This window comes from Streptomyces blastmyceticus (genome assembly GCF_039521185.1).
Lineage (GTDB): Bacteria > Actinomycetota > Actinomycetes > Streptomycetales > Streptomycetaceae > Streptomyces > Streptomyces blastmyceticus.
On the sequence record NZ_BAAABW010000001.1, the window covers coordinates 37786 to 57670 of the forward strand.

The window sequence follows — 19885 nt, forward strand, 5'->3', positions numbered from 1 at the left end:
CTGAAGGATCTCGTCGGCTGATACCCAGCGGATCTTACCGGCGGGCTTTCCCGCCCTTCGTTCTGGTCGCGAACGCCATGCAGGCCCCGAGGCCGCCCAGGGCGCTGATGTTGAAGGCGCCGAGCAGCCACTGCGGGTCCAGGCGGACCGTCAGCAGCAGGACCGAGAACAGCGTGCACCACGCCGCGCCGACGGCGATCGCGCGGACGGGGACGCTGCGCCGGGGCAGCTGTGTCACGAAGCCGCGCAGCGGCGCCGGGATCCTGTGCCGGGCCCACAGGAGGCAGCCGGTCCAGAGCGCGGCCATCGCCGCGATCCCGGCGAGCCGGGCGACAAGGGGGATGGACGGGGGCAGGTCGCGGCCGGGCTCGGACGTGTCGCTGACGACCATCGTGAAGATGGCGACGGCGAAGCACGCGAGAGCGGGCCAGCAGGCGCGGCGCATCAGCTTGCCGGTGATGAACCGCAGGTTGTGGTGGGCGTGCGGGGAGTTGGGGTCGGCGGCGAGGGCCGCCGAGACATCGCCCAGGGCGTCGTAGAGATCGGCGTGGGGCCGCTCGGCGGCCAGGGCCGCGAGGTTGTTGCGGGCGCTGCCGTTGCCGGGGTCGAAGGTGAGCACGTGCCGCATGGCCTGCTCGCAGATGTCCTTGCGGCCCATGTCGTAGGCCACGATGTAGAGCGCGAAGTGGGCCGAGGCCAGCTCCGGGCTCAGCCGGATCGCCTCCAGGGCCGTCGCGTACGCCTCGCCGAGCCCCTCGCCGCCCGGCAGCAGCCGCAGCGCCTTCGCCAGCACCACCCGCGGGATGGGCTCCTGCGGCAGCAGCCGCACGCCCTCGCGGGCGGCGTCCACGGCGTCGTACCACATGGTGTTGGCCCGAAAGGCCTCGCTCCGGCGCAGGTGGGCGTCCGCCTCGTCCGGGTTCACCCGCAGGGATTCCTCGGCGGCCCGCCGGGCGCCGACGTAGTCCCGGGCCTCGAAGCGGCAGACGGAGAGGCGCTCCCAGGCCCGGGAGTCGTCCGGTTCCAGCGCCAGGTGATCCCTCAGGATCTTCTCGGCCTGCTCGTAGCGCTCGATCTCGATGAGGGCCATGGCACGGGCCACGGCACCGGGGGTGGTGGTGCTCAAAGCATCTTCTTCCGCTTCAGATACGCGAGCAGCTCGTCGTAGGCACCGCCTTCGTTCGCGAACTGCGCCACGTTGCGCGCCGAGGTGAACCACGGCCCGGTCGACGGCCGTATGTGGTCGAGCGCGCCGAGCAGGTCGGACATCTCGATCATGCGGGCCCGGCCGGTCCGTACGGAGTCCAGCAGCGCCCGCTCCGCCCCCGACTCGCACAGGTGCTGGAGGTCCGCGCCCGAGAACCCGTCCGTCCGCTTGGCCAGCTTGGCCAGGTCGATGCCCGCGACCGGCCGGTCCTTGAGGTGGTGGTGCAGGATGCCCTCGCGGGCCGGCTGGTCGGGCGGCAGGACGAGCAGCATCCGGTCGAAGCGGCCCGGCCGGCGCAGCGCGGTGTCGACGTCCCACGGGTGGTTGGTGGCGGCGAGCACGAAGACGCCTTCGTTGGCGCTGCCGTTGACGCCGTCGAGCTCGGTGAGGAGCTGGTTGACGGTGTTGCGCATGCCGGTGTGGCGGATCTGGCTGCGCCTGGCGCCGAGGGCGTCGATCTCGTCGAGGAAGAGTACGCACGGGGAGTTGCGCCGGGCGGTCTCGAAGAGCTGGCGCAGGTTGCGCTCGGAGCTGCCGATCCACATGTCGAGGACGTCGCTGATGCTGACCGACATGAAGCGGGCGCCGAGCTCTCCCGCCACGGCGCGCGCGATGTACGTCTTGCCGCAGCCGGGCGGCCCGTACATCAGCAGTCCGCCGCGCAGGCTCTTGCCGTACAGCTTGCGCAGCTCGGGGTTGCGCATGGGGGCGAGGAAGGCCGCCTCCAGGCGCTCCTTGACCTCGTGCATCCCGCCGACGTCCGCGAGCTTGATACTGCCGGTCTCGACCTCCCAGAGGGAGCCGTCGTCGGAGTCACCGCCGTCGGCGGCGAGCGGCGGGTGCGCGTGCGGGTGCGGCGGCGCCGCGGCCTCTTCGGACTGGACAAAGGCGGGCGGTACGACTTCGGAGAGCTCGTTCTCGGCGAGCTTCCAGTCGTACGAGGCGGGGGCGGCGGGGGGCGCGACGGCGCGGCCCATCAGCGCCTGGGCGTCGGCGTTGCCGGGCTCGCGCTGCAACGCGGCGGCGACGTGGGCGATGGCGTCCTGACCGTGTCCCGCGTCGAGCAGAAGCTGGGCGAGGTGCAGCCGCAGGGGCACGTCGTCGGGCGCGGCTTCGACCGCTGTACGCAGGCTCGTGATGAGCGGTGACTCGGACATGGCCCCAGGGTATGTCCGAGTCAGGGAGCGCCCTTCACGGGCCGGGGGCCGACGGTTTCTTCCCCAGCCCCGCCCCTTCCCGAAACTGGGGCTCCGCCCCAGACCCCGAAGCACGCTTCGCGCGCTGTCCTCAAACGCCGGACGGGCTGATTTCAGCCCGTCCGGCGTTTGAGGACGCGCCCGCAGGGCGCTCCCGCCGCAGGCGGCAACGAACCCGCAGCCGGGGGTCTGGGGCACGCGCCCCAGTTTCGGGAAGGGGCGGGGCTGGGGAAAAAGCCCGCCGCAGGCGCTACTTGCCCGGCAACAGCGACGGCGTCGGCGGAGGCGGAGGCGGAGGCGGCGTCGACACCCCCCGCCCGGAGGGCGAGCAGCTCGGTGAGACCGAGTGACCCGCCGGAGGCGACTGAGGCCCGCCACCGGACGACGCACTCGCCCGCGAGCAATCCCCCAGCACCCTCACCACGAAGACCGTCCGCCCGTCCACCTTCGCCGTCACCCGCCCCTTCACACACGCGTCGCCCGAGATCCCCGTCACCCGCCCAAAGATGATGATCTTGCCACCGCCCCCGGTCCGGCCCTGGCAGTCGACGCCGATCGCCGGGACCGGCCGCGGTGAGCCCTTGTCCGTGACGCCGCCGTCCTCCGCCTTTCCGCTGCACGACACCCAGCGCACGTCGTAGCCTTCGTGCTTGAGCTCGTCGGTGGCCCGTTTGCCGGTGGTGACGGCGACGGTGATCGTGTCGAGGCCGTCGCCGGTCGGCTCGCAGCCGGTGAGGGCCAGCAGTGCCGGGCCCATGAGCGCCGCGGCCCCCGCCGCGCACAGCATCCGTCGCACCCGGCCCCGTATGCGCCTCAATGCACCCATAGAGGGCAGCTTCCCACTCCCGCGCCCCGTACGGAAGTGGGTCCCGCGGGAAGGTGGCGGATCGTCAACTTCCTTTCACCGCCCATCAGTTCGGGGGCGCCCGTTTCACCCGTTCCGCACCTCGGCGCCGCCCGCCGCCCGTAGCCTCTCGTGCGAAGGCGAGCCATACGCGGGGGGACTTCGTTGCTCACGTCCGTTGTCGTCTGTGCCGTGTCCCTGACGCTGTTCTGGATGGCCGCGTTCACGCTGTGGTGGCAGATGCACGCCTGGCGCACGCCCGAGACGCTCGCGGCGACCCGCTTCGAGCCGCCGAGCGGTGACACCGCCCTGAGCTTCTCGCTGCTGCTGCCCGCCCGGCACGAAGAGGCCGTGCTCGAACCGACCGTCAGGCGGCTGCTGGAGTCCACGCACACCCGCTTCGAGATCCTGGTGATCGTCGGCCACGACGACCCGGAGACCGCGGCGGTCGCCGAGCGCGTCGCCGCCGCGGCGCCCCGGCACGTGCGCGTGATCGTCGACACCCACGCGAAGAAGAACAAGCCCAAGGCCCTCAACACCGCGCTCCCCCACTGCCTCGGGCAGGTCGTCGGGGTCTTCGACGCCGAGGACCAGGTGCACCCGGCGCTGCTCGCGCACGTCGACCACGCCTTCCGCGCGACGGGCGCGGACGTGGTGCAGGGCGGCGTCCAGCTGATCAACTTCCACTCCAGCTGGTACAGCCTGCGCAACTGCCTGGAGTACTTCTTCTGGTTCCGCAGCCGCCTGCACCTGCACGCGCAGAAGGGCTTCATCCCGCTGGGCGGCAACACCGTCTTCGTCCGCACGGACGTGCTGCGCGAGGCGGGCGGCTGGGACCCCGACTGCCTGGCGGAGGACTGCGACCTGGGCGTACGGCTGTCGAGCAAGGGGCGGCGCGTCGTCGTCGCGTACGACTCCGAGATGGTCACCCGCGAGGAGACCCCGGACAGCCTGCTGAGCCTGCTCAAGCAGCGCACCCGCTGGAACCAGGGCTTCCTCCAGGTCTACCGCAAGCGGGACTGGCGGCGGCTGCCCACCTTCGGGCAGCGGATGCTGGCCCGCTACACCCTGATGACGCCGTTCATGCAGGCGTTCACCGGGGTCATCATCCCGCTCAACGTCGTGGTGACCTTCCTCCTGGACGTGCCCGTCCAGGTCGCCGTGCTGACCTTCCTGCCGGCGGTCACCGCCTTCGTCACGTTCGTCTTCGAGGTCGTCGGGCTGCACGACTTCGGCGTGCAGTACGGGCTCCACGTGCGCTTCCGGCACTACCTCAAGCTGATCGCGGGCGGCCCCTGGTACCAGCTGCTGCTCGCCGGGGCCGCGATCCGCGCGGTCTGGCGGGAGCAGCGCGGCCGCAACGAGTGGGAGCTGACCCAGCACGTAGGCGCGCATCTGATCCGAGAGGACGTCACTTCGTGACCCCGCTTGCCGTGTCCGGCCCGCCCGCCACCGCCTTCCGGCCGCCGCCCGTACCGCGGCGGCCGCAGGTGGTCGTCAGACCGGTACTGCGGCTGCGCCGGTCCGCGCCGGACCTCGCGCTGTGCGGGCTGTTGCTCGCCGTGGTCGTGCTCGTGCAGGGCTGGAACATCACGGGCTACCCCTCCCTCAGCGACGACGAGGGGACGTACCTCGCCCAGGCCTGGGCCGTCCAGCACGGCAAGGGGCTCGCGCCGTACACGTACTGGTACGACCATCCGCCCCTGGGCTGGCTCCAGTTGGCGCTGCTCACCTGGGTGCCCTCGGTCGTCGCGCCGGAGCTGATGTCGGTCGCCCCGATGCGCTGCGCGATGCTGCTGGTGTCGGCGGCGAGCGCGGTGCTGGTGTACGTGCTGGGGCGGCGGCTCGGGCTGCAGCACTGGGCGGCGGGGCTCGCCATGGCCCTCTTCGGGCTGTCGCCGCTGTCCGTCGTCTTCCAGCGGCAGGTCTTCCTCGACAACATCGCCGTGATGTGGATGCTGCTGGCCTTCTGCCTGGCGGCCTCCCCCCGGCGGCATCTGTGGCACCACTTCGGGGCGGGCCTGGCCGCGGCGGTCGCCGTGCTGTCGAAGGAGACCATCCTGGTCGTGCTGCCCGCGCTGCTGCTGACGATGTGGCGCCACAGCCACCGCGACACCCGGAAGTTCGCGGTGACGGGGGCGGTGCTGGGCTGCGCGCTGACGGGCCTGTCGTATCCGCTGTTCGCGCTGCTCAACCACGAGCTGCTCCCCGGGCCCGGCCATGTGTCGCTCGTCGGCGGCGTCACCTACCAGATGAGCCGGGCGGGTTCGGGCTTCCTGCTCTCCCCCGGCTCGGCCGCCCACCGGGTGCTGGACTCGTGGCTGTACTACGACCGGGCCCTGCCGCTGGGCGGGCTACTCGCCGCGGCCGGGCTGCTGGCGGGCGTGCGCCGCTCCGTGACAGGCCGGGCGCTCGCCGGGCCCGCGGTGGCCGTGCTGCTGCTTGCGGCCGTCGCGCTGCGGCCGTCCGGCTATCTCCCCGCGATGTACGTCATCCAGGCGCTGCCCTTCCTCTCCCTGACCCTCGCCGGGGTGGCCGCGGCGATCGCGTGCGCACTGCTGCGCACGCGCCCCGGGTTCTGCCGCCGCTGGTATCCGGCGCGCTGGACGGCGGTCGTGCTGCTGGTCGCGGCGGCGGGCTTCTGCGTCGGGCCGCGCTGGTACGACGGCACGCGCGTCGCCCTCACCGCGGACGTCAACCGCCCCTACCGGGCGGCGGTTTCGTGGCTGCGGGACCCGGACAAGGTCCCCGACCCGAACCGCACCCGCGTCCTCACCGACGACGCGGTCTGGCTCGACCTCGTGCACTCGGGCTTCGCGCCCCGCACCGGCGCCGTCTGGTTCTACAAGGCCGACCTCGACCCGGCGGTGGCGAAGACCCTGCCGCACGGCTGGCGGGACGTCGACTACGTCGTCACGACCCCCACGGTCCGCCGCGACGCCCCGTCGCTGCCCACGGTCGAGGCCGCCCTCCTGCACTCCGCCCCCGTGGCCGCCTTCGGCAAGGGCCCGTCCCGTGTGGAGATCCGCCGGGTGGACCGGGTGCGCGAGCGGGCCCGCTGAGCGGCAGGGCGGGCCCGCGAGAGGCGCGCCGACGCCGAATCCCCCGTGGTCCGGCGTCGGCGGCTGGCCTCTGTATCCGAGCTTGACGAGGGCGCCCGGGCCGGGCCATAGGGAGAACTTCCTACTCACACGACGAGCCCCGAGCGCCGCGCGAGCGATACCGTGGAGACGCGGTTGTTCGTGCCGAGCTTGCGGTAGATCTTCTCCAGGTGGCGGTTGACGGTGTGCGGCGAGATGGTCAGGCGCCGGCCGATGCCGTCGGCGGTGAGACCCTCGGCGAGCAGCCCGAGGACGGTGAGTTCGCGAGGGGTCAGCCCGTGGTCCTCGACCGGGCGCGCCGTCGCGTCCGCGGCCGCCAGCGCCTCGCGCAAGCGCGTCTGCTCGCGTATGTGCCGGTCCGCGCTGACCAGCAGTGGCTGGATCCTTTCGGCGAAGGCGAGCTCGTGCGCGCTGAAGTCCCCCAGGCGACCGAGAGAGACGGCCCGCAGGACACCCGGTTCGGCCGGTGGCAGCGGGAGGCCGAGCTGCTGCGTGGTGCCGTAGTCCCGGCGCGCCTCGGAGTAGATCTGCGAGTGGCGCCACCTCTCGCAGATGTCGCTGACGATCACCGGCCCCCGCAGGTCGGCGGCCATGTAGGAGATCAGCGGGTGGTTCTGCAGCACGCGCCGCCGGATGACCTCCTCGGCCGACGCCCCGAGCGACTCGGGCGCCCACCCCTCGGCCCGCCCGGTCCGCTGCACCGGGCGCAGCTCCGCGAAGATCACCGTGTTGCAGTCGAAGGCGGCACGCAGCTGCTCGGCGATCAGCTGCCCTGACGACGCGGGGTCGTCGTTCTCGAGGACGGCGACGAGGAGGTCGAGCATGCGCTCGTAATCCCGGCTGTGGAGCTGCGACATGCTCCGAGCATGTCGCTCCGCGCAGGGAGCGCGTGAGCGGGGGGTCGGATTCCGGTCATCGCCGGCACCGATGATGATCGCGCCGCCACCGCGACCGGCCCCCTGGCCTGGCCCGTCCGCCGCCGGACCTTGCTCCGGAAAATCCGTTCACCATCGGTGTGATGGCCGAACTGCCGCCCATCCGCCTGCCACACTCGCCGAGTGCCCCGCTGGGTCCGAGGTGAGCAGGAGGACTTCGACATGCCTGTGGCAGACACCGAGACGGAGGTGTTGATCGTCGGTGGCGGGCCGGTCGGGCTCACCGCCCGGGCGCTCCTGGAACGCTGGGGCGTGCGGGTGCTGCTGGTCGAGAAACACCGGGAGCTGTCGCCGTTTCCGCGGTCCCGGCTGGTCAACGTGCGCTCGATGGAGATCTTCCGCCGGCTCGGGCTGGCGGCCGGGATCACCGCCGCCGCGTTCGCGCCGGAGTACGGCCGCATCCGCTTCCGCGACACCCTGTCCGACCGCGACTTCGCCACCGCGGCGATGGTCGGGGTCAACGCGCCCGTACAAGAGAGCCCCGTGATCGGCACGGTCACCTCGCAGGACCGGCTGGAGCCCATCCTGCTCGCCGCGGCAGACGCACAGGTGCGGTTCGGATCCGAGCTGACCGGCCTGGCCGAGGAGACCGACGGCGTCGTCGCCCTGCTCGTCGACCGCCACAGCGGTGACGAGACCCGGGTCCGTACCCGTTATGTACTCGCCGCCGACGGCGCGAACTCCACCGTCCGGGAACTGCTGGGAATCGGCACCACGGGCCCCGGGGCGCTGGGGGACGTCACCACTGTCGTGTTCGACGCCGATCTCGACCGCTGGTGCGCCCGTCGGCCCGCCGGGGTCTACTTCACCGCGCACGGCTCGTTCCTCCCGCTCTACCCGGAAGGAGGCTGGGCCTGGTTCGCCCCCACACCCGAGGACCCCGCGCACGCCGACTGGCCCGGCCTCGTCTCGCGTGCCCTCGGCCCCGGCGCCGAGGTACGGGTCGAAGTGCTGCGGGTCCAGCACTGGGTGATGAACGCGTTCGTCGCCGAGCGCTTCCGTCATGGCCGGATCCTGCTGGCCGGCGATGCCGCGCACGCGATCCCCATCATCGGCGGCCTGGGCATGAACGCCGGCGTCGCCGATGTGCACAACCTGTGCTGGAAGCTGGCGGGCGTTCTCCACGGGTGGGCCGGGCCGGGCCTGTTGGAGACGTACGGGACGGAACGGCAACCGGTCGCCCACCGGACTCTCCGCCAAGCGGTGGCCAACACTCAGCTTCTGCTCCATGTGCAGGAGCGACGCCGCGACCGGCTCCGAACCGGCGAAGCGGCGTCGGCCCGGGTCGAACTGCCGTGGTCGGAGGCGTACTTCGCCCAGCTCGGCCTCGTGCTCGGCGTCGCCTACGACTCCGACGCCGTCCTCGCCACCGACGACACCGCACCCGAGCCGTCCGACAGCGGCACGGACTACGTGCCCACCACAGAGCCGGGCCATCGCATGCCACACCTCTGGCTCACACCCGACACTTCCACGCTCGACACCTTCGGCGAATGGTTCACCCTCCTGACCCCGGACCCCGCCCACTGGGAGCGACAAGCCGCCACCACATCCTGGCCGCTGCGCATCGAGACCCTTCCGTACGAGCACATCGCCTTCTGCGGCCTGAGCCCGCACGGAGCGCTGCTCATCCGGCCCGACGGCCACATCGGCGCCCGCTGGCGCGACCGCCCGCCGAGCGACGACACCCTGCGCCACGCCCTCGGCACAATCACCCGCTCGATGCCCGAATGACGCCGGCCGTTGCCGATTCCGGGTTGCGGTTTCCGTTGCGTCAACTTCTACGGTCTTGCTGTGGGCCGGAGAGACCGGCCCGGCGATGAGAGGCGGAGCCATGGCCTGGTCGATCGCGGACGTGGCCCGGATGTCCGGGGTGACGTCCCGGACGCTGCGGCACTACGACGAGATCGGTCTGCTGCCGCCCGCGGGGATCGGGAGCAACGGGCACCGCTACTACGAGGAAGCCGGGCTGCTGCGGTTGCAGCAGATCCTGCTGATGCGGGAGCTGGGCGTGGGGCTGCGCGAGATCCGGGCGGTCCTGGACAGCCAGGTCGACCAGGTGGCCGTGCTCCGCGAGCACCACCAGCGGCTGCTTGCGGAGCGGAACCGGCTGGAGACGCTCGCCCGCACGGTCGGCCGCACCATCGCCGAACTGGAGGAAGGCAAGGACAACACCGACATGAAGAAGATCAACAGGCCGGAGAACCTGTTCGAGGGCTTCGAGCACTCCGACGAGCACGAGGCCGAGGCACGGGAGCGCTGGCCGGAGCACTGGGAGCAGTCCCAGCGGGCCGTCGCGACGATGACCGCCGAGGACACCGAGCGCTGGCAGCGCGAGGCGACGGCGCAGATGATCCGCATGGCCGAGTTCATGGTGGCCGGCACCCCGGTCGCCGATCCCGCGGTACAGGCCGAGGTCGACGTCCACTACCGGGGCGTGTGCCGGTTCTGGACCCCGAACGCGGCCGCGTACAAGGGGCTGGCCCGGACCTACGTCGACGACCCACGGTTCCGCGCGAACTTCGACAAGATCGCCGAAGGGCTGGCCGCCTACCAGTGCGACGCGATGACCGTCTACGCCGAGGCCCGCCTGAGCTGAGCCGACGGCTCACCACCCTGCCGGGGGGCTGCAGACCCCCGGCGCTCAGCAGCCCCTCTCGGGAACGGTCAGCTGCGCCACCCTCGCGGTCGTCAGCTCGGTGGCGAGCACGCTGCGCTGCAACGGCAGCAGACGGTGCGCCTTGCAGTGCTGCGTCGGCAGCGCCGCGTACTCCTCCCCGACGACCCGCGTCCAGGACGGGTCGAACCGCACCCGGACGATGAGATCCCGCACCTTGTCGGAGACGATCGACGAACCCAGGAGCCACAGACCGGGCCCGCGCCCCGTGCCCGGGGGATCGAAGGCCAGGTGCAGCAGCCCCGCCGACCGTCCCTGCGGATCGCGCAGCCGGTGCCAGACGATCCGTCCGTTCTCGTCGATCCTGCCGAACGTGCCGGTGCCCGCCTCCGCCGTGCCGAGCAGCACCACCCAGACGCCGCCGGGCCCGCTGATCAGCCCCACCGGTGTGCTGCCCCGCTCCGCCGGGACCGGAATCTGCGACGTACGCCCGCTGCGCGGGTCGATCCGCAGCAACGAACTCGCGCTGTCCTGGCTGACGTAGAACTCCCCGCTGACCGGGTGCCGGGCGGCGAAGATGGGCTGCGCCCTCGCCTCGAAGAGCCGATAGCGCTCCGGACATGTGTGGTCCAGGGCCAGCACCTGGTGGCCCTCCTTCAACGTCACCCACAGCACGTCGCCGTACTCATTGACGTAGTGCGGCCCCCGGCCGCCGCCGGGGATGTCGATCTCCCGCTCCACGCAGGGCGCGGCATCGAGCGCGTCCGCCCTCGGGTCCACCAGGAGCAACCGGTTCCCGCCCTCGTGCGTGGCCCAGATCCTCCCGGGATACCGCGCCGAGACGGCCAGCCCGTGCAGCATCGCGTCCGACGGCCCGAGAGGGAACGCCCTGATGCCCGTCACCTGCTCGGTACGCGGGTCGAGCCGCAGCTTCACCAGATGGCTATTGGACATCTGCGACACCAACGCCATCGGCCTGCCCGGCATCTTGACGATCTCGTGCGTCTCCAGGGCGAACGGCAACTCGTACTCCACCACCGCCCCCGGCCCGGCCGCCACGCCCTCCGGCGCCCCGAACAACGCCCCGGCCACGGTCAGCCCGCCCAGGGCGAGCAACCGACTCTGAAATGTGCGGCGATCCAACCCGACTCCCCCTGGTGCGCGCAGCGTCTCAGTGACGGGTCCATGGAAGCGGCATGTCCCGACGGCCAGTTGACGAATCCGTCGCCCTCACCCTTGTGGGTGAGTGGATTGAAGCCACCGATCAGGCGGGCCCGCACCGAGCTCGACCGGGACCCTGCGGCGCGCGAGCCGTGCCATGTGGTGGGCGGCCTCGCGGTCCGCCGCGTGGCGGTCGCGTGGCTTCGGGGTGACCCACAGCGGCAGGCCCGGCGGGCGCAGCGCCGCATAGTCCGCGAAGCGGCGGGTTCCGCAGCCGCCGCAGCTCGCCGCGCTTCCGCTGCGCGTCCACCCCGACCGGTGCAGGCAGCCCCTCACCACATCACCCCGTCCGGGAGGTGGACCTCGCGGAAGTGCCTGCGTACGGCGATCGTCGCCACCTCGATCGTCCGCCGGGCGGCACCCAACGCGACCGCCTTCCTGCGCGCGCCCTCCAGTTCCACGCACTCGGCGCAGCCGACCGGTGAGGCACTCGCCGCGCGCTCCGCGCGGCTCAGCTCGAACCACAGCACCTTGCCGCCCACCCGCGCGTCGACCCCGTCGCTCCCCCACGCACTCGCCCACCGCCGCACGAGCAGCAGCCCCCGCCCACCGTCGGACTCCGGGCCGCCCGACGCGTCCCCCGCCGCCCCACCGAACAGCGCAGGAATCCTCGGACAGGTGTCCCACACGCTCACCCGCAGGTGATCCCCTTCCTCCCCCTCGACGCGCACGGAGGAGGGGCCTTCCGTGTGCACGTACGCGTTCGTGACCAGCTCGGACGTCAACAGCTCGGCGGTCTCTACGAGTTCCGGCATGCCGTGCCCGTCGAGGACGGAGCGGAGGGTGGCCCTGGCGATTCCGGGTGCACGGGGGTCGCGCGGCAGTTCGAGGGTGTATGTCCAGGGCTGCGGTTTGGCTACGGTGGCCATGGAAGTCTCCTGGCGGGAGGTGGAGTTGGATCACTTCGGCGGTATGCACTGCCGAGTGGTGTGGCTCACACGCTAGCGCGTCACGTATAAGTTATTTGCAGAGTTCGGCGAATAACTCACTTCACTACCCGTACGGGCGACCTACGCGCACTGTGTACGAACGAGGAGAGACCGTAGATGCCCGTCAGAAACACCGCGACAGCACGCCAACTCCGGCTGGGCGCCGAGCTGCGCAAGCTCCGCGAACAGGCGGGTGTGTCCTCGACGGAAGCGGGCCGCCTCCTCGGCACGAGCCAGGCTCAGATCAGCAACATCGAGGCGAGCCGCGTCGGCGTCAGCGGCGACCGGGTGCGGGCGATGGCGCGCAACTACGACTGCACGGACGCCGCCTTCATCGAAGCTCTGGCCGAGATGGCGGGAGAGCGGAAGCGGGGCTGGTGGGAGGAGTACCGGGAAACGCTGCCCACGAGCCTGCTCGACCTCGCAGAGACCGAGCACCACGCCGCAGCCCTGCGCGTCGCCCAAGTCATTACCGTCCCAGGGCTTCTGCAGACCCCTGAACACGCTCGCGCGATCTTTCGCGAATTCGTCCCGCCGTTCATGCCACACGAACTGGAATACCGGGTATCGCATCGGATCAAGAGGCAGGAGGTCCTGTTCCGTGACAAACACCTGCCGTACACGGCGATCATCCACGAAGCAGCATTGAGGATGCAGTTCGGAGGGCCGGAGACCGCTCAGGCACAGCTTGCGCACCTCTTGGCCATGAGCGAACGGGAGAACATCACGATCGCGGTGATCCCGTTCGACGGAACATCGTTCCCCATCGCGGGACATGGAGTCGACTACCTCTACGGCCCAGTCGCCCAATTGGACAGCGTGCAGGTCGACACCGCGCACGGTGGAGAAGCGATCCATACAGCGGCACGGGTGGAGCGATACCGCCTGGCGCTGGACCGCATGGAGGACGTCGCCCTGCCACCTGAGCAGTCACGCGATCTCATCCACCGCATCGCACAAGCAACCTGAGAGGTACCCGTGTCCACACTCGACTGGCAGAAGTCCTCCTACAGCGAGGCGGCCTCCTCCTGCATCTACCTCGCCGCTACCACCACCGGAACGATCCACCTCCGCGAGAGCGATTTCCCCGAGGCAATCATCACCACCACTCCCGACAGACTCCTCCCTCTCATATCCCACATAAAGAGTGGAACCCTCGCCCCCTGATCAGCAGCGAATCACGCCACCTGGAAGGTGACGAGCGTGCCCAGCCGCAACTGGCAGAAGTCCTCGTACAGCGAGTACGGATCCTCCTGCGTGCACCTTGCCATCGGCCGCGACGGCGCGATCCATCTCTACGAGAGCGACGCCCCCGACACAATCCTCACCACCACCCCCAACAAACTCCGCCCCCTCATATCCCGTATAAAAGCCCACACCCTCACCCGCTGAAGCCCAGAAAGCGGATAATTGGAAGCAGCGCGCCACCACGGTGGCGACCCGGGTGACGGGACGGGCACATGGGCGGCTCTCTACCACTGGGCAAGATCTTCGGCGTACCGCTGCGGATTCACTGGAGTGCGCCCGTACTGATCGTCTTCCTCGGCATGGGGCTCGCCGGCGGGACGCTGCCCGCGTGGGTGCCGGGGCGGTCCTCGGGCGTGTACGACGCGGCCGGGCTGGCCGGTGCCGTGCTGCTGACGGCGAGCTTGCTGCTGCACGAGTCGGCGCACGCGGTGACCGCCCGGCGGGCCGGGATCCAGGTCGAGGACATCACGGTGTGGGGCCTGGGCGGGGTCACCCGGCTGGGGCGCGCGGCCACGCCACGCGTGCAACTCGCCGTGTCGGCGGCCGGGCCGCTGACCAGCCTGGTCCTGGGCGGGATCGTGCTGGCCGCGGGCTACGGCGCCGGGCACGCCCTGCACTGGGCGCTGACCTCGGCCGTCCTCGTCTGGGCGGGCTGGGCCAATCTGCTGCTGGGGGCGTTCAACCTGCTCCCGGCGACGCCCCTGGACGGCGGGCGGATCCTGCAGGCGGCGCTGTGGTGGCGCGGCGGCGACCGGTCACGGGCACAGCTCATCGCCGGGCGCTGCGGCCAGGCCGCGGGGTTCCTGCTGGTCGTGGCCGGCTGGTTCGAGGTCGTGCACGGGACGGGCGCGGGACTGTGGCTGATGCTCGTCGGCGGCTTCGTGATCATCTCGGCCGGGGCGGAGATCAGGCAGGCCGTGATCGTGGCCGCGCTGGAGGGCGTACGGGTCGCCGACGTCATGACGGCGGAGCCGCTCGCCGGGCCGGACTGGCACACCGTGGAGCAGTTCCTCACGGAGGTCATGGCGAGGACGGACCGCCGTGCGGTCCCGGTGTTCGACTTCGAGGGCCGTCCGAGCGGCCTCGCCGAACGGCTGCGGCTCTCGATGGTCCCGGCGGCGCAGCGGGGCGAGGTCCGCGTACGGGACGTGGCCGTTCCGCTCGGGCAGTGCACGGTCGCGACACCGGGGGACGACCTGGTCGGGGTGCTGGAGCGGGCGACGCCGTCGGCGCGGCTGGCGATTCTCGTCGTGGACGGCGGGCGGCTGGTGGGAACCGTCACCGGTGACGACATCGCACGCGCCGCCCGCCGCCGGGCACCCGATCCGGGCGGCCCTCTGCGGCTGGGATGACCCGTTCGCCGCCGAGGGCGCGACCGGTCCCGGGATCGCGCCTAGGCTGCCACTGCCAGGTCCATCAGCGCGAGGGACAGGTGACGAGATGGTCGGTGAGCCCGCGGAGGCGTGCCGGATCGTGGTGGGCGTGGACGCCTCGCCGCCGTCGAGGCGGGCCCTGGACTGGGCGGTCCGCCAGGCCCGGCTCACGGGAGCCGTCGTCGAGGCCGTGCTGTGCTGGGCCCATCCGGCGGTGTACGGATGGGCCATGACGAAGGCGGACCCCATGCTCGACCACGCTGCCGAGAAAGCACTGACCCAGGCGGTCGCGGAGGTCGCGGGCGACGAGCCGAAGCCGGAGATCCGGCAGAGCGTGCTGCCCGGCAACGCCGCCGAGGTGCTGCTGGAACGGGCGCGCGGCGCCGAGCTGTTGGTCGTCGGCAACCGCGGCCACGGCGGATTCACCGGCGCGCTGCTGGGCTCGGTGAGTCAGCACTGTGTGCAGCACGCGCCGTGCACGGTGGTCGTGGTGCGCGAGACCGGGTGAGCGGCGGGCTGACGAACTCCCCCGCGTCCCTCAACAAGCACAGACCATGACCCTGTGAGGTGCTTCCCCCATGACGGACCCCATTGGTCCCACGATGGCCGGCGGAATTCAGACCATGACCGCCCAGGGCTACAGCGTCAGCTTCTACCCGGACGCCAACAACTACGACCTGATCAAGGAAGGCAAGAACCCGGTCTTCTACTGGGTGCCCAGCCAACTGACCATCGCACGGCGCGACGGCGAGACCGGGGACTTCAAGTTCAGCCTGCTGCGCTTCGTGGGCGGGGTGGCGAGCGACAAGGAGAAGAAGGAGGCGTCGAAGGAGAGCGTGGGCGGTCTGCTCAGTCTCACCACCACCGGAAAGATCCCCACGGCGGCGATGACCGAGGCCCAGCAGAAGGTCGTCGAGGCGACCAAGGGCCACTCCCACGGGCTCTGGGACCACAAGGGAATCGCGCCCTTCTTCACGCCCGTGCTCCTGATGTCCAACACCACCTCGATCTCCAACACCACGCTCACGGAGGAGGGTTACAAGTACTACGAGAAGGAGAAGAGCGGCGCCCTCAAGCTGCGCGCCTCCGGGTATCTGGGGAAGAAGAACCGCAGCAAAATGGTGAAGGGCACGCCCCAGCGGGACGGCGACATCGGCAACTGGTACTGGGTACTCCAGGGCGCCGGAGCGGGCTCGATCGACCCCTCCGCCGAGCACGCCTTCTCGGCGATGGTCGGCAGCTATCCCGCGCAGATCCTCCATCAGGGGTTCAAGGGGACGACGACGAGCCCGATCTTCGCCAGTTCCGTCATGGAGCTCCAGATGTGGACGCCCAAGGTCAAGCTGGAGATCTCGGGAGAGTGGAAGAGTATCTACAAGCACTTCTCCGGGCATGCCAATGTGCATGGCCTCTGGGCCTCGGCCGACATCAAACTGCGGTTCGACGAGCTCCGGAAGTCGGGCGCCATCGAGGTCAAGATCACTCCGGTCGGCAGCTTCCCGGGGTCGGACAAGATCGAGACCTATCTCCGGGAAAAATCCGACCTGTTGCTCGATAAATTCATGCAGGAGGCGCAGCGCGTCATCTTCGAGCCGGCCCCCGTGAAGGAGTCGGCCGCGGAAGCCTCGTCCTCCGGGTCGGGGGCCAGCGCCTGGGGATTCTCCCTGGCCCTCAAGGGCGGATACGAGGAGACCACGCTCGTGCTGAGCTATCGGGAGGAGATGCAGTTCTCCCACTTCCAGAAGCACGTGATCTCCAGCTCGCTGGACGGCATGCTCCAGGAGATGGCGACCGGGGGAGCCGAGGCGGAGAAGAAGTACTTCCCCATCGTCTATCTGGACGACTGGCCGAAGAAGCTGGCCCGGGTGTGCATCCCGATCGCCGCCTGGAGCACCGGCGTCTACAACAGCCTGTCCGTGCAGATCGGCTATCCGAACGTCAAAGGTGAACTCCTCTGGGATTCCCATGTGTTCACCCGTCCGGCCCCGAACGAGACGCTGGAGCACTGGGTCTACCGCACCGTCCAGAAGTCCAAGGACGATGTCGTCAACCCTCCCGTGGGCTGGGAGCCCGACCGGAGCTTCGTCAAGCGGGTGATCCACTTCGAGGAGCCCGACCCGAACAACCAGTTCGTCATCACCCAGCTGGACAGCGGGCAGTCGGAACTCAGGATCGACCCGGGCGAGAATGGCACCCCGCTCAACCAGGACATCGAGGTCAGGGCCGAGTCCAACAAGCTGATGTCGATCACTGTCCGGTTCATGGGCAGACTCACCGAAGACCAGTTCGCCGAACTCACCGTGGAGCCGGTGGACAAGGCGGACCAGCCCGTCGGCCGGGATCCCGTGACCTTCCTCTGCGAGCCGGCGAACATTCGCACCGTGCGCAGATGGGTGGTGTGCCCGGCTCCCGCCACCGGGAAGCGGTATCGCTACAAGATCAAGGTCACCGACGTCGAAGAGGGCTCGGAGTGGGAGACCGCCTACAAGTTCACCAATACGGCGTCGCTGTCGGCCGTCATCCCCAAGAAGAACGCCCAGGGTGTGACGTTCAGATTCAAGGACCGGAAGTAGGTGCCGGAGTGGCAGGGCGGGCCGACCGAGATCGACGGCTCGCGAACGGTCGAGGCCGACGGCTACCGCTTCATCTTCTACCCCGACGTACTGAATTCGACGCGGACCTCGGGCTGCCAGGTATCCACCTTCTACTGGATGCTCGACCGGCTGTACCTGGCCCGTAAGGAAGGCACCGGATCGCGCCCGTACGACTTCGCCTTCTCCCGCTACGCCCGGGTGGGCGGCAGAGCGCAGGAGGACGTCTGCGGGATGGTGCGGTTCACTCTCGCCGCCGACGTCCCGAAGGATGTCGTCAACAGAGCCACCCACAAGCTCTACATGGACTCCACGAAATCAGACCCCTATTGGGGAACGGCGTCCTGGTGGTCGGAGGCCTACATCCCGCTGACCTTCCACTTCACCCACACCACGCTCTCCGGCACCGGGGTGAAATCCGCGCATGTCGTCCGCCGTCTGACCGGTGCCGACCCCTGGTACTGCGAGAAGCAGGGCGCCGACACCGGGCCGATCAGCGTGCGGGACCGTCGTACGTACACCACGCTGATGGGAAAGCACTACACGGAGCTGTTCCACCGGGCGGTCGTGGAGAACGCGGAACCCCTCACGGTGAACCGCACCATGGGCATTGAATTCGTCGCCCCCACGAGCAGCTTCGCACTGCGCGGGAACTGGCCCGCAGTGCGCGCGGAACTCCTCAAGGAAACCAGGGGCGCCGACCGGGACATCACTCTCGACCGGATCAAAAGCGCCCTGGACCGACTGCGTACGGCGGGAGATCTCACGGTCGACTGCGTACCCGACCACACCGTGCCGGACGACGGCAGATTTGTTCAGAATCTGCTCCGGCACACCGGCTCCACGGACGGTCGGTTCCTCGAACTCGCCCGTGCCGCCGTACTGGAGGGGGCGGGTCACGCGCCCACGGCCCTGGCCACCGACGCGGACGGACCGCCGAACCCCTGGGGCGCCAGCTGGCGGGTCGCACCGGCCGATCCGCCCGACCCGGGGCTGAACGCCGTCGCCGAAGGCGCATTCCGCTATCTCCGGCCGATCAGCGTCTCGACCCGCTTTTCCACGGAGTTCGAAGAGATACGCGCCGACTCCTCGACGTACTTCTTCACCCATTATCCCGACGACACGGCCCACACCCTGCAACGGGTATTCCGGCCGGTCATCGCCCACGACAACCCGGCCGTCGCCTCCGTCTCGGTCTGCTGCGGCTATCCGGACATCACAGGAAAGATTCTCTGGGAGGGCCGGGTGTTCCCCCGCCCGTCGGGCGCCGGCGGAGAACCCGGGTCAGGGCCATGGGTCTATCGCACCACCCAGAAGTCCAAGGACGAGATCGCCGACCCACCGCCGGACTGGACCCCGGACCGGACCTTCGTCAAACGCCGGGTGCAACTGCGGCCCGGGGCGGAGGCGAGCAGCGAACTCTGCGTCGTACAGAACGACGCCGAAGAGATCGACATCGACCCGGGCCCGAATGGCGTGCTGTTCAACGACGTCGCGATCGATGTGTCGGTCAGCATGGTGCGGCATCTCGACGTCCACCCCATCCACCTACACCGGAAGGCCGGGAAGAACGAGACGGTGCGGGTGCGCCTCGAAGCACTGGATCCGTCGGGAAAACCCGACAGCACGCGCGCAGCCGAATTCCAGTGGCAGGGCGACGAGGATCACCGGGCCCGCCGCTGGATCGTCTTCCCCGACTCCCCCGATTTCCCGGCCCGGTTCCGCTACCGGGTCACCGTACAGAACGGAGACATCAGCCGGACCGGCCCCTGGATCGCTTCCTGTGGCAGTGGTCCGCTGCACATCTTTGCACCGCCCATGGCGATGAGCCGAAGGAGAAGAACGTGAACCGGCGCAAGAAGGAAAAGCACGACCTGTCCATAAAGAAAGACTCGCGGACTCCGCCCTATCAGCCCCTCGGCGAATACGACGGCGTGCAGCTGGTGTGGCATCACGTCGTTCCGTACAACAAGTTGGCCGCATTCTGGAACGATTTGATCAAAGACCCGGCTCGCATCGCCGAAGTCAAGCGGATGGCCGACCGCATGGCCACCAGGCTTCCCGACTACCGCACGACCCTGACTGCCCGAGACCGCGAGCACCTCGTCGCACTGCTCAGCAATCTCCCCACCTACGAACACGATGCGAAGGAGCTGATTCCCGGGGAAGGGGGTTCATGGGACAACTTCACCTTGATCTACGGGACGCCCCCGGGAAACGCATTCGTCGGCCCGGAAGCGACGCACCGGAGCGACGACCCCAAGGAGAACTTCGAATCCGGCTGCGAATTGATCATCACAAAGGATCGATTCAACCGGCTGAAGGCTCTCGACACGAACATCGACACCTATCTGAGAAGCCACAGCAAGAACGACGCGATCACCGTCCTCCGGGGCCTGGAGACCGACACGATCGACAAGTACGAGATCCCTCAGTTCAAGGCCAACCAGTGGGACAGGGTCGGCGGCAAGTTCTCCATCAAGAAAAAGAAGGACGACGGCAGACAACTCCCAGGACCGGAACGGAAGAAGATCAGGGTCCGAGGGAACATCGACCTCGAAATCGAGTTCTGAGCCGCACGAACCGCTCCCCCTCCTCGGCCGGAGAGGGAGCACGCCCGACC

19 protein-coding genes are annotated in these 19885 nt (G+C 69.8%); 12 read left to right on the forward strand and 7 right to left on the reverse strand.

All coding sequences use genetic code 11. From position 1 onward, the window contains the following. Window positions 1–34: 34 nt before the first annotated feature. The 3 genes from ABD269_RS00195 to ABD269_RS00205 all read right to left on the reverse strand — a co-directional run bounded on the left by ABD269_RS00195 (window position 35) and on the right by ABD269_RS00205 (window position 3229). Window positions 35–1126 carry a tetratricopeptide repeat protein gene (locus ABD269_RS00195; RefSeq protein WP_344114807.1) on the reverse strand — a complete coding sequence of 364 codons (1092 nt, stop codon included), beginning with the start codon at window positions 1124–1126 and terminating at the stop codon, window positions 35–37. Beyond that, the gene (locus ABD269_RS00200; protein ID WP_344114809.1) at window positions 1123–2364 is read right to left on the reverse strand and encodes an ATP-binding protein; all 1242 of its coding nucleotides are present in this window, start codon (window positions 2362–2364) and stop codon (window positions 1123–1125) included. Before ABD269_RS00200 ends, ABD269_RS00195 begins: the two co-directional genes overlap by 4 nt. Before the next feature lie 289 nt (window positions 2365–2653). Continuing rightward, on the reverse strand, window positions 2654–3229 hold the full coding sequence (locus ABD269_RS00205) for a hypothetical protein (protein ID WP_344114811.1): 576 nt from the start codon (window positions 3227–3229) through the stop codon (window positions 2654–2656). Window positions 3230–3412: 183 nt separating this feature from the next. Here ABD269_RS00205 and ABD269_RS00210 point away from each other — a divergent pair, with 183 nt between their 5' ends. Both ABD269_RS00210 and ABD269_RS00215 read left to right on the forward strand, forming a co-directional pair. Next, complete coding sequence (locus ABD269_RS00210; RefSeq protein ID WP_344114813.1) at window positions 3413–4669, forward strand: glycosyltransferase; 1257 nt, start codon at window positions 3413–3415, stop codon at window positions 4667–4669. After that, window positions 4666–6309: an ArnT family glycosyltransferase gene (locus tag ABD269_RS00215; protein WP_425572796.1), complete on the forward strand. Its 1644-nt coding sequence runs from the start codon at window positions 4666–4668 to the stop codon at window positions 6307–6309. The genes ABD269_RS00210 and ABD269_RS00215 overlap by 4 nt, the downstream gene beginning before the upstream one ends. A gap of 125 nt (window positions 6310–6434) precedes the next feature. Here ABD269_RS00215 and ABD269_RS00220 read toward each other — a convergent pair whose 3' ends face one another. Continuing rightward, the gene (locus ABD269_RS00220; protein ID WP_344114815.1) at window positions 6435–7205 is read right to left on the reverse strand and encodes a helix-turn-helix transcriptional regulator; all 771 of its coding nucleotides are present in this window, start codon (window positions 7203–7205) and stop codon (window positions 6435–6437) included. A 240-nt stretch (window positions 7206–7445) separates the two neighbouring features. On the opposite strand from ABD269_RS00220, the gene ABD269_RS00225 reads away from it, so the two are divergent. Further along, entirely contained in the window at window positions 7446–9017 is a 1572-nt protein-coding gene (locus tag ABD269_RS00225) for an FAD-dependent monooxygenase (RefSeq protein WP_344114817.1), read from the forward strand. A 100-nt stretch (window positions 9018–9117) separates the two neighbouring features. After that, entirely contained in the window at window positions 9118–9882 is a 765-nt protein-coding gene (locus ABD269_RS00230) for a MerR family transcriptional regulator (RefSeq protein WP_344114819.1), read from the forward strand. Between the two features lie 45 nt (window positions 9883–9927). Here the strand turns inward: ABD269_RS00230 and ABD269_RS00235 are convergent, their stop codons facing one another. The 3 genes from ABD269_RS00235 to ABD269_RS00240 all read right to left on the reverse strand — a co-directional run bounded on the left by ABD269_RS00235 (window position 9928) and on the right by ABD269_RS00240 (window position 11990). Then, window positions 9928–11016: a Vgb family protein gene (locus ABD269_RS00235; RefSeq protein WP_344114821.1), complete on the reverse strand. Its 1089-nt coding sequence runs from the start codon at window positions 11014–11016 to the stop codon at window positions 9928–9930. Window positions 11017–11130: 114 nt separating this feature from the next. Beyond that, window positions 11131–11400, reverse strand: coding sequence for a DUF6255 family natural product biosynthesis protein (locus ABD269_RS35275; protein WP_425572797.1), 270 nt, complete (start codon window positions 11398–11400; stop codon window positions 11131–11133). Further along, entirely contained in the window at window positions 11394–11990 is a 597-nt protein-coding gene (locus tag ABD269_RS00240) for an ATP-binding protein (RefSeq protein WP_344114823.1), read from the reverse strand. Before ABD269_RS00240 ends, ABD269_RS35275 begins: the two co-directional genes overlap by 7 nt. A 177-nt stretch (window positions 11991–12167) precedes the next feature. On the opposite strand from ABD269_RS00240, the gene ABD269_RS00245 reads away from it, so the two are divergent. The 8 genes from ABD269_RS00245 to ABD269_RS00280 all read left to right on the forward strand — a co-directional run bounded on the left by ABD269_RS00245 (window position 12168) and on the right by ABD269_RS00280 (window position 19835). Next, window positions 12168–13019: a helix-turn-helix domain-containing protein gene (locus ABD269_RS00245; RefSeq protein ID WP_344114825.1), complete on the forward strand. Its 852-nt coding sequence runs from the start codon at window positions 12168–12170 to the stop codon at window positions 13017–13019. Between the two features lie 9 nt (window positions 13020–13028). Then, window positions 13029–13217 carry a DUF397 domain-containing protein gene (locus ABD269_RS00250; protein ID WP_344114827.1) on the forward strand — a complete coding sequence of 63 codons (189 nt, stop codon included), beginning with the start codon at window positions 13029–13031 and terminating at the stop codon, window positions 13215–13217. Between the two features lie 90 nt (window positions 13218–13307). Further along, window positions 13308–13442 (forward strand): DUF397 domain-containing protein, encoded by a 135-nt coding sequence (locus ABD269_RS00255; RefSeq protein ID WP_344115388.1) that lies wholly within the window; start codon window positions 13308–13310, stop codon window positions 13440–13442. A 68-nt stretch (window positions 13443–13510) separates the two neighbouring features. Next, window positions 13511–14650 carry a site-2 protease family protein gene (locus tag ABD269_RS00260; protein ID WP_344114829.1) on the forward strand — a complete coding sequence of 380 codons (1140 nt, stop codon included), beginning with the start codon at window positions 13511–13513 and terminating at the stop codon, window positions 14648–14650. A gap of 88 nt (window positions 14651–14738) precedes the next feature. Continuing rightward, the gene (locus ABD269_RS00265; protein WP_344114831.1) at window positions 14739–15179 is read left to right on the forward strand and encodes a universal stress protein; all 441 of its coding nucleotides are present in this window, start codon (window positions 14739–14741) and stop codon (window positions 15177–15179) included. A 70-nt stretch (window positions 15180–15249) separates the two neighbouring features. Beyond that, entirely contained in the window at window positions 15250–17244 is a 1995-nt protein-coding gene (locus tag ABD269_RS00270; protein ID WP_344114833.1) for a hypothetical protein, read from the forward strand. Further along, a complete protein-coding gene (locus ABD269_RS00275) occupies window positions 17245–19110 on the forward strand; it encodes a hypothetical protein (protein ID WP_344114835.1) in 1866 nt (621 codons plus the stop codon). It begins immediately after the preceding gene. After that, window positions 19107–19835, forward strand: a complete 729-nt coding sequence (locus ABD269_RS00280) for a hypothetical protein (RefSeq protein ID WP_344114837.1) — start codon at window positions 19107–19109, stop codon at window positions 19833–19835. Before ABD269_RS00275 ends, ABD269_RS00280 begins: the two co-directional genes overlap by 4 nt. The last annotated feature ends 50 nt before the right edge of the window (window positions 19836–19885 follow it).

Excerpts from the sequence above, each read along its gene's own strand:
- ABD269_RS00200 (WP_344114809.1), bottom strand. The coding sequence starts at position 2,364 with ATGTCCGAGTCACCGCTCATCACGAGCCTGCGTACAGCGGTCGAAGCC.
- ABD269_RS00205 (WP_344114811.1), bottom strand. The coding sequence starts at position 3,229 with ATGGGTGCATTGAGGCGCATACGGGGCCGGGTGCGACGGATGCTGTGC.
- ABD269_RS00220 (WP_344114815.1), bottom strand. The coding sequence starts at position 7,205 with ATGTCGCAGCTCCACAGCCGGGATTACGAGCGCATGCTCGACCTCCTC.
- ABD269_RS00225 (WP_344114817.1), top strand. The coding sequence starts at position 7,446 with ATGCCTGTGGCAGACACCGAGACGGAGGTGTTGATCGTCGGTGGCGGG.
- ABD269_RS00230 (WP_344114819.1), top strand. The coding sequence starts at position 9,118 with ATGGCCTGGTCGATCGCGGACGTGGCCCGGATGTCCGGGGTGACGTCC.
- ABD269_RS00240 (WP_344114823.1), bottom strand. The coding sequence starts at position 11,990 with ATGGCCACCGTAGCCAAACCGCAGCCCTGGACATACACCCTCGAACTG.
- ABD269_RS00245 (WP_344114825.1), top strand. The coding sequence starts at position 12,168 with ATGCCCGTCAGAAACACCGCGACAGCACGCCAACTCCGGCTGGGCGCC.
- ABD269_RS00260 (WP_344114829.1), top strand. The coding sequence starts at position 13,511 with ATGGGCGGCTCTCTACCACTGGGCAAGATCTTCGGCGTACCGCTGCGG.
- ABD269_RS00265 (WP_344114831.1), top strand. The coding sequence starts at position 14,739 with ATGGTCGGTGAGCCCGCGGAGGCGTGCCGGATCGTGGTGGGCGTGGAC.
- ABD269_RS00270 (WP_344114833.1), top strand. The coding sequence starts at position 15,250 with ATGACGGACCCCATTGGTCCCACGATGGCCGGCGGAATTCAGACCATG.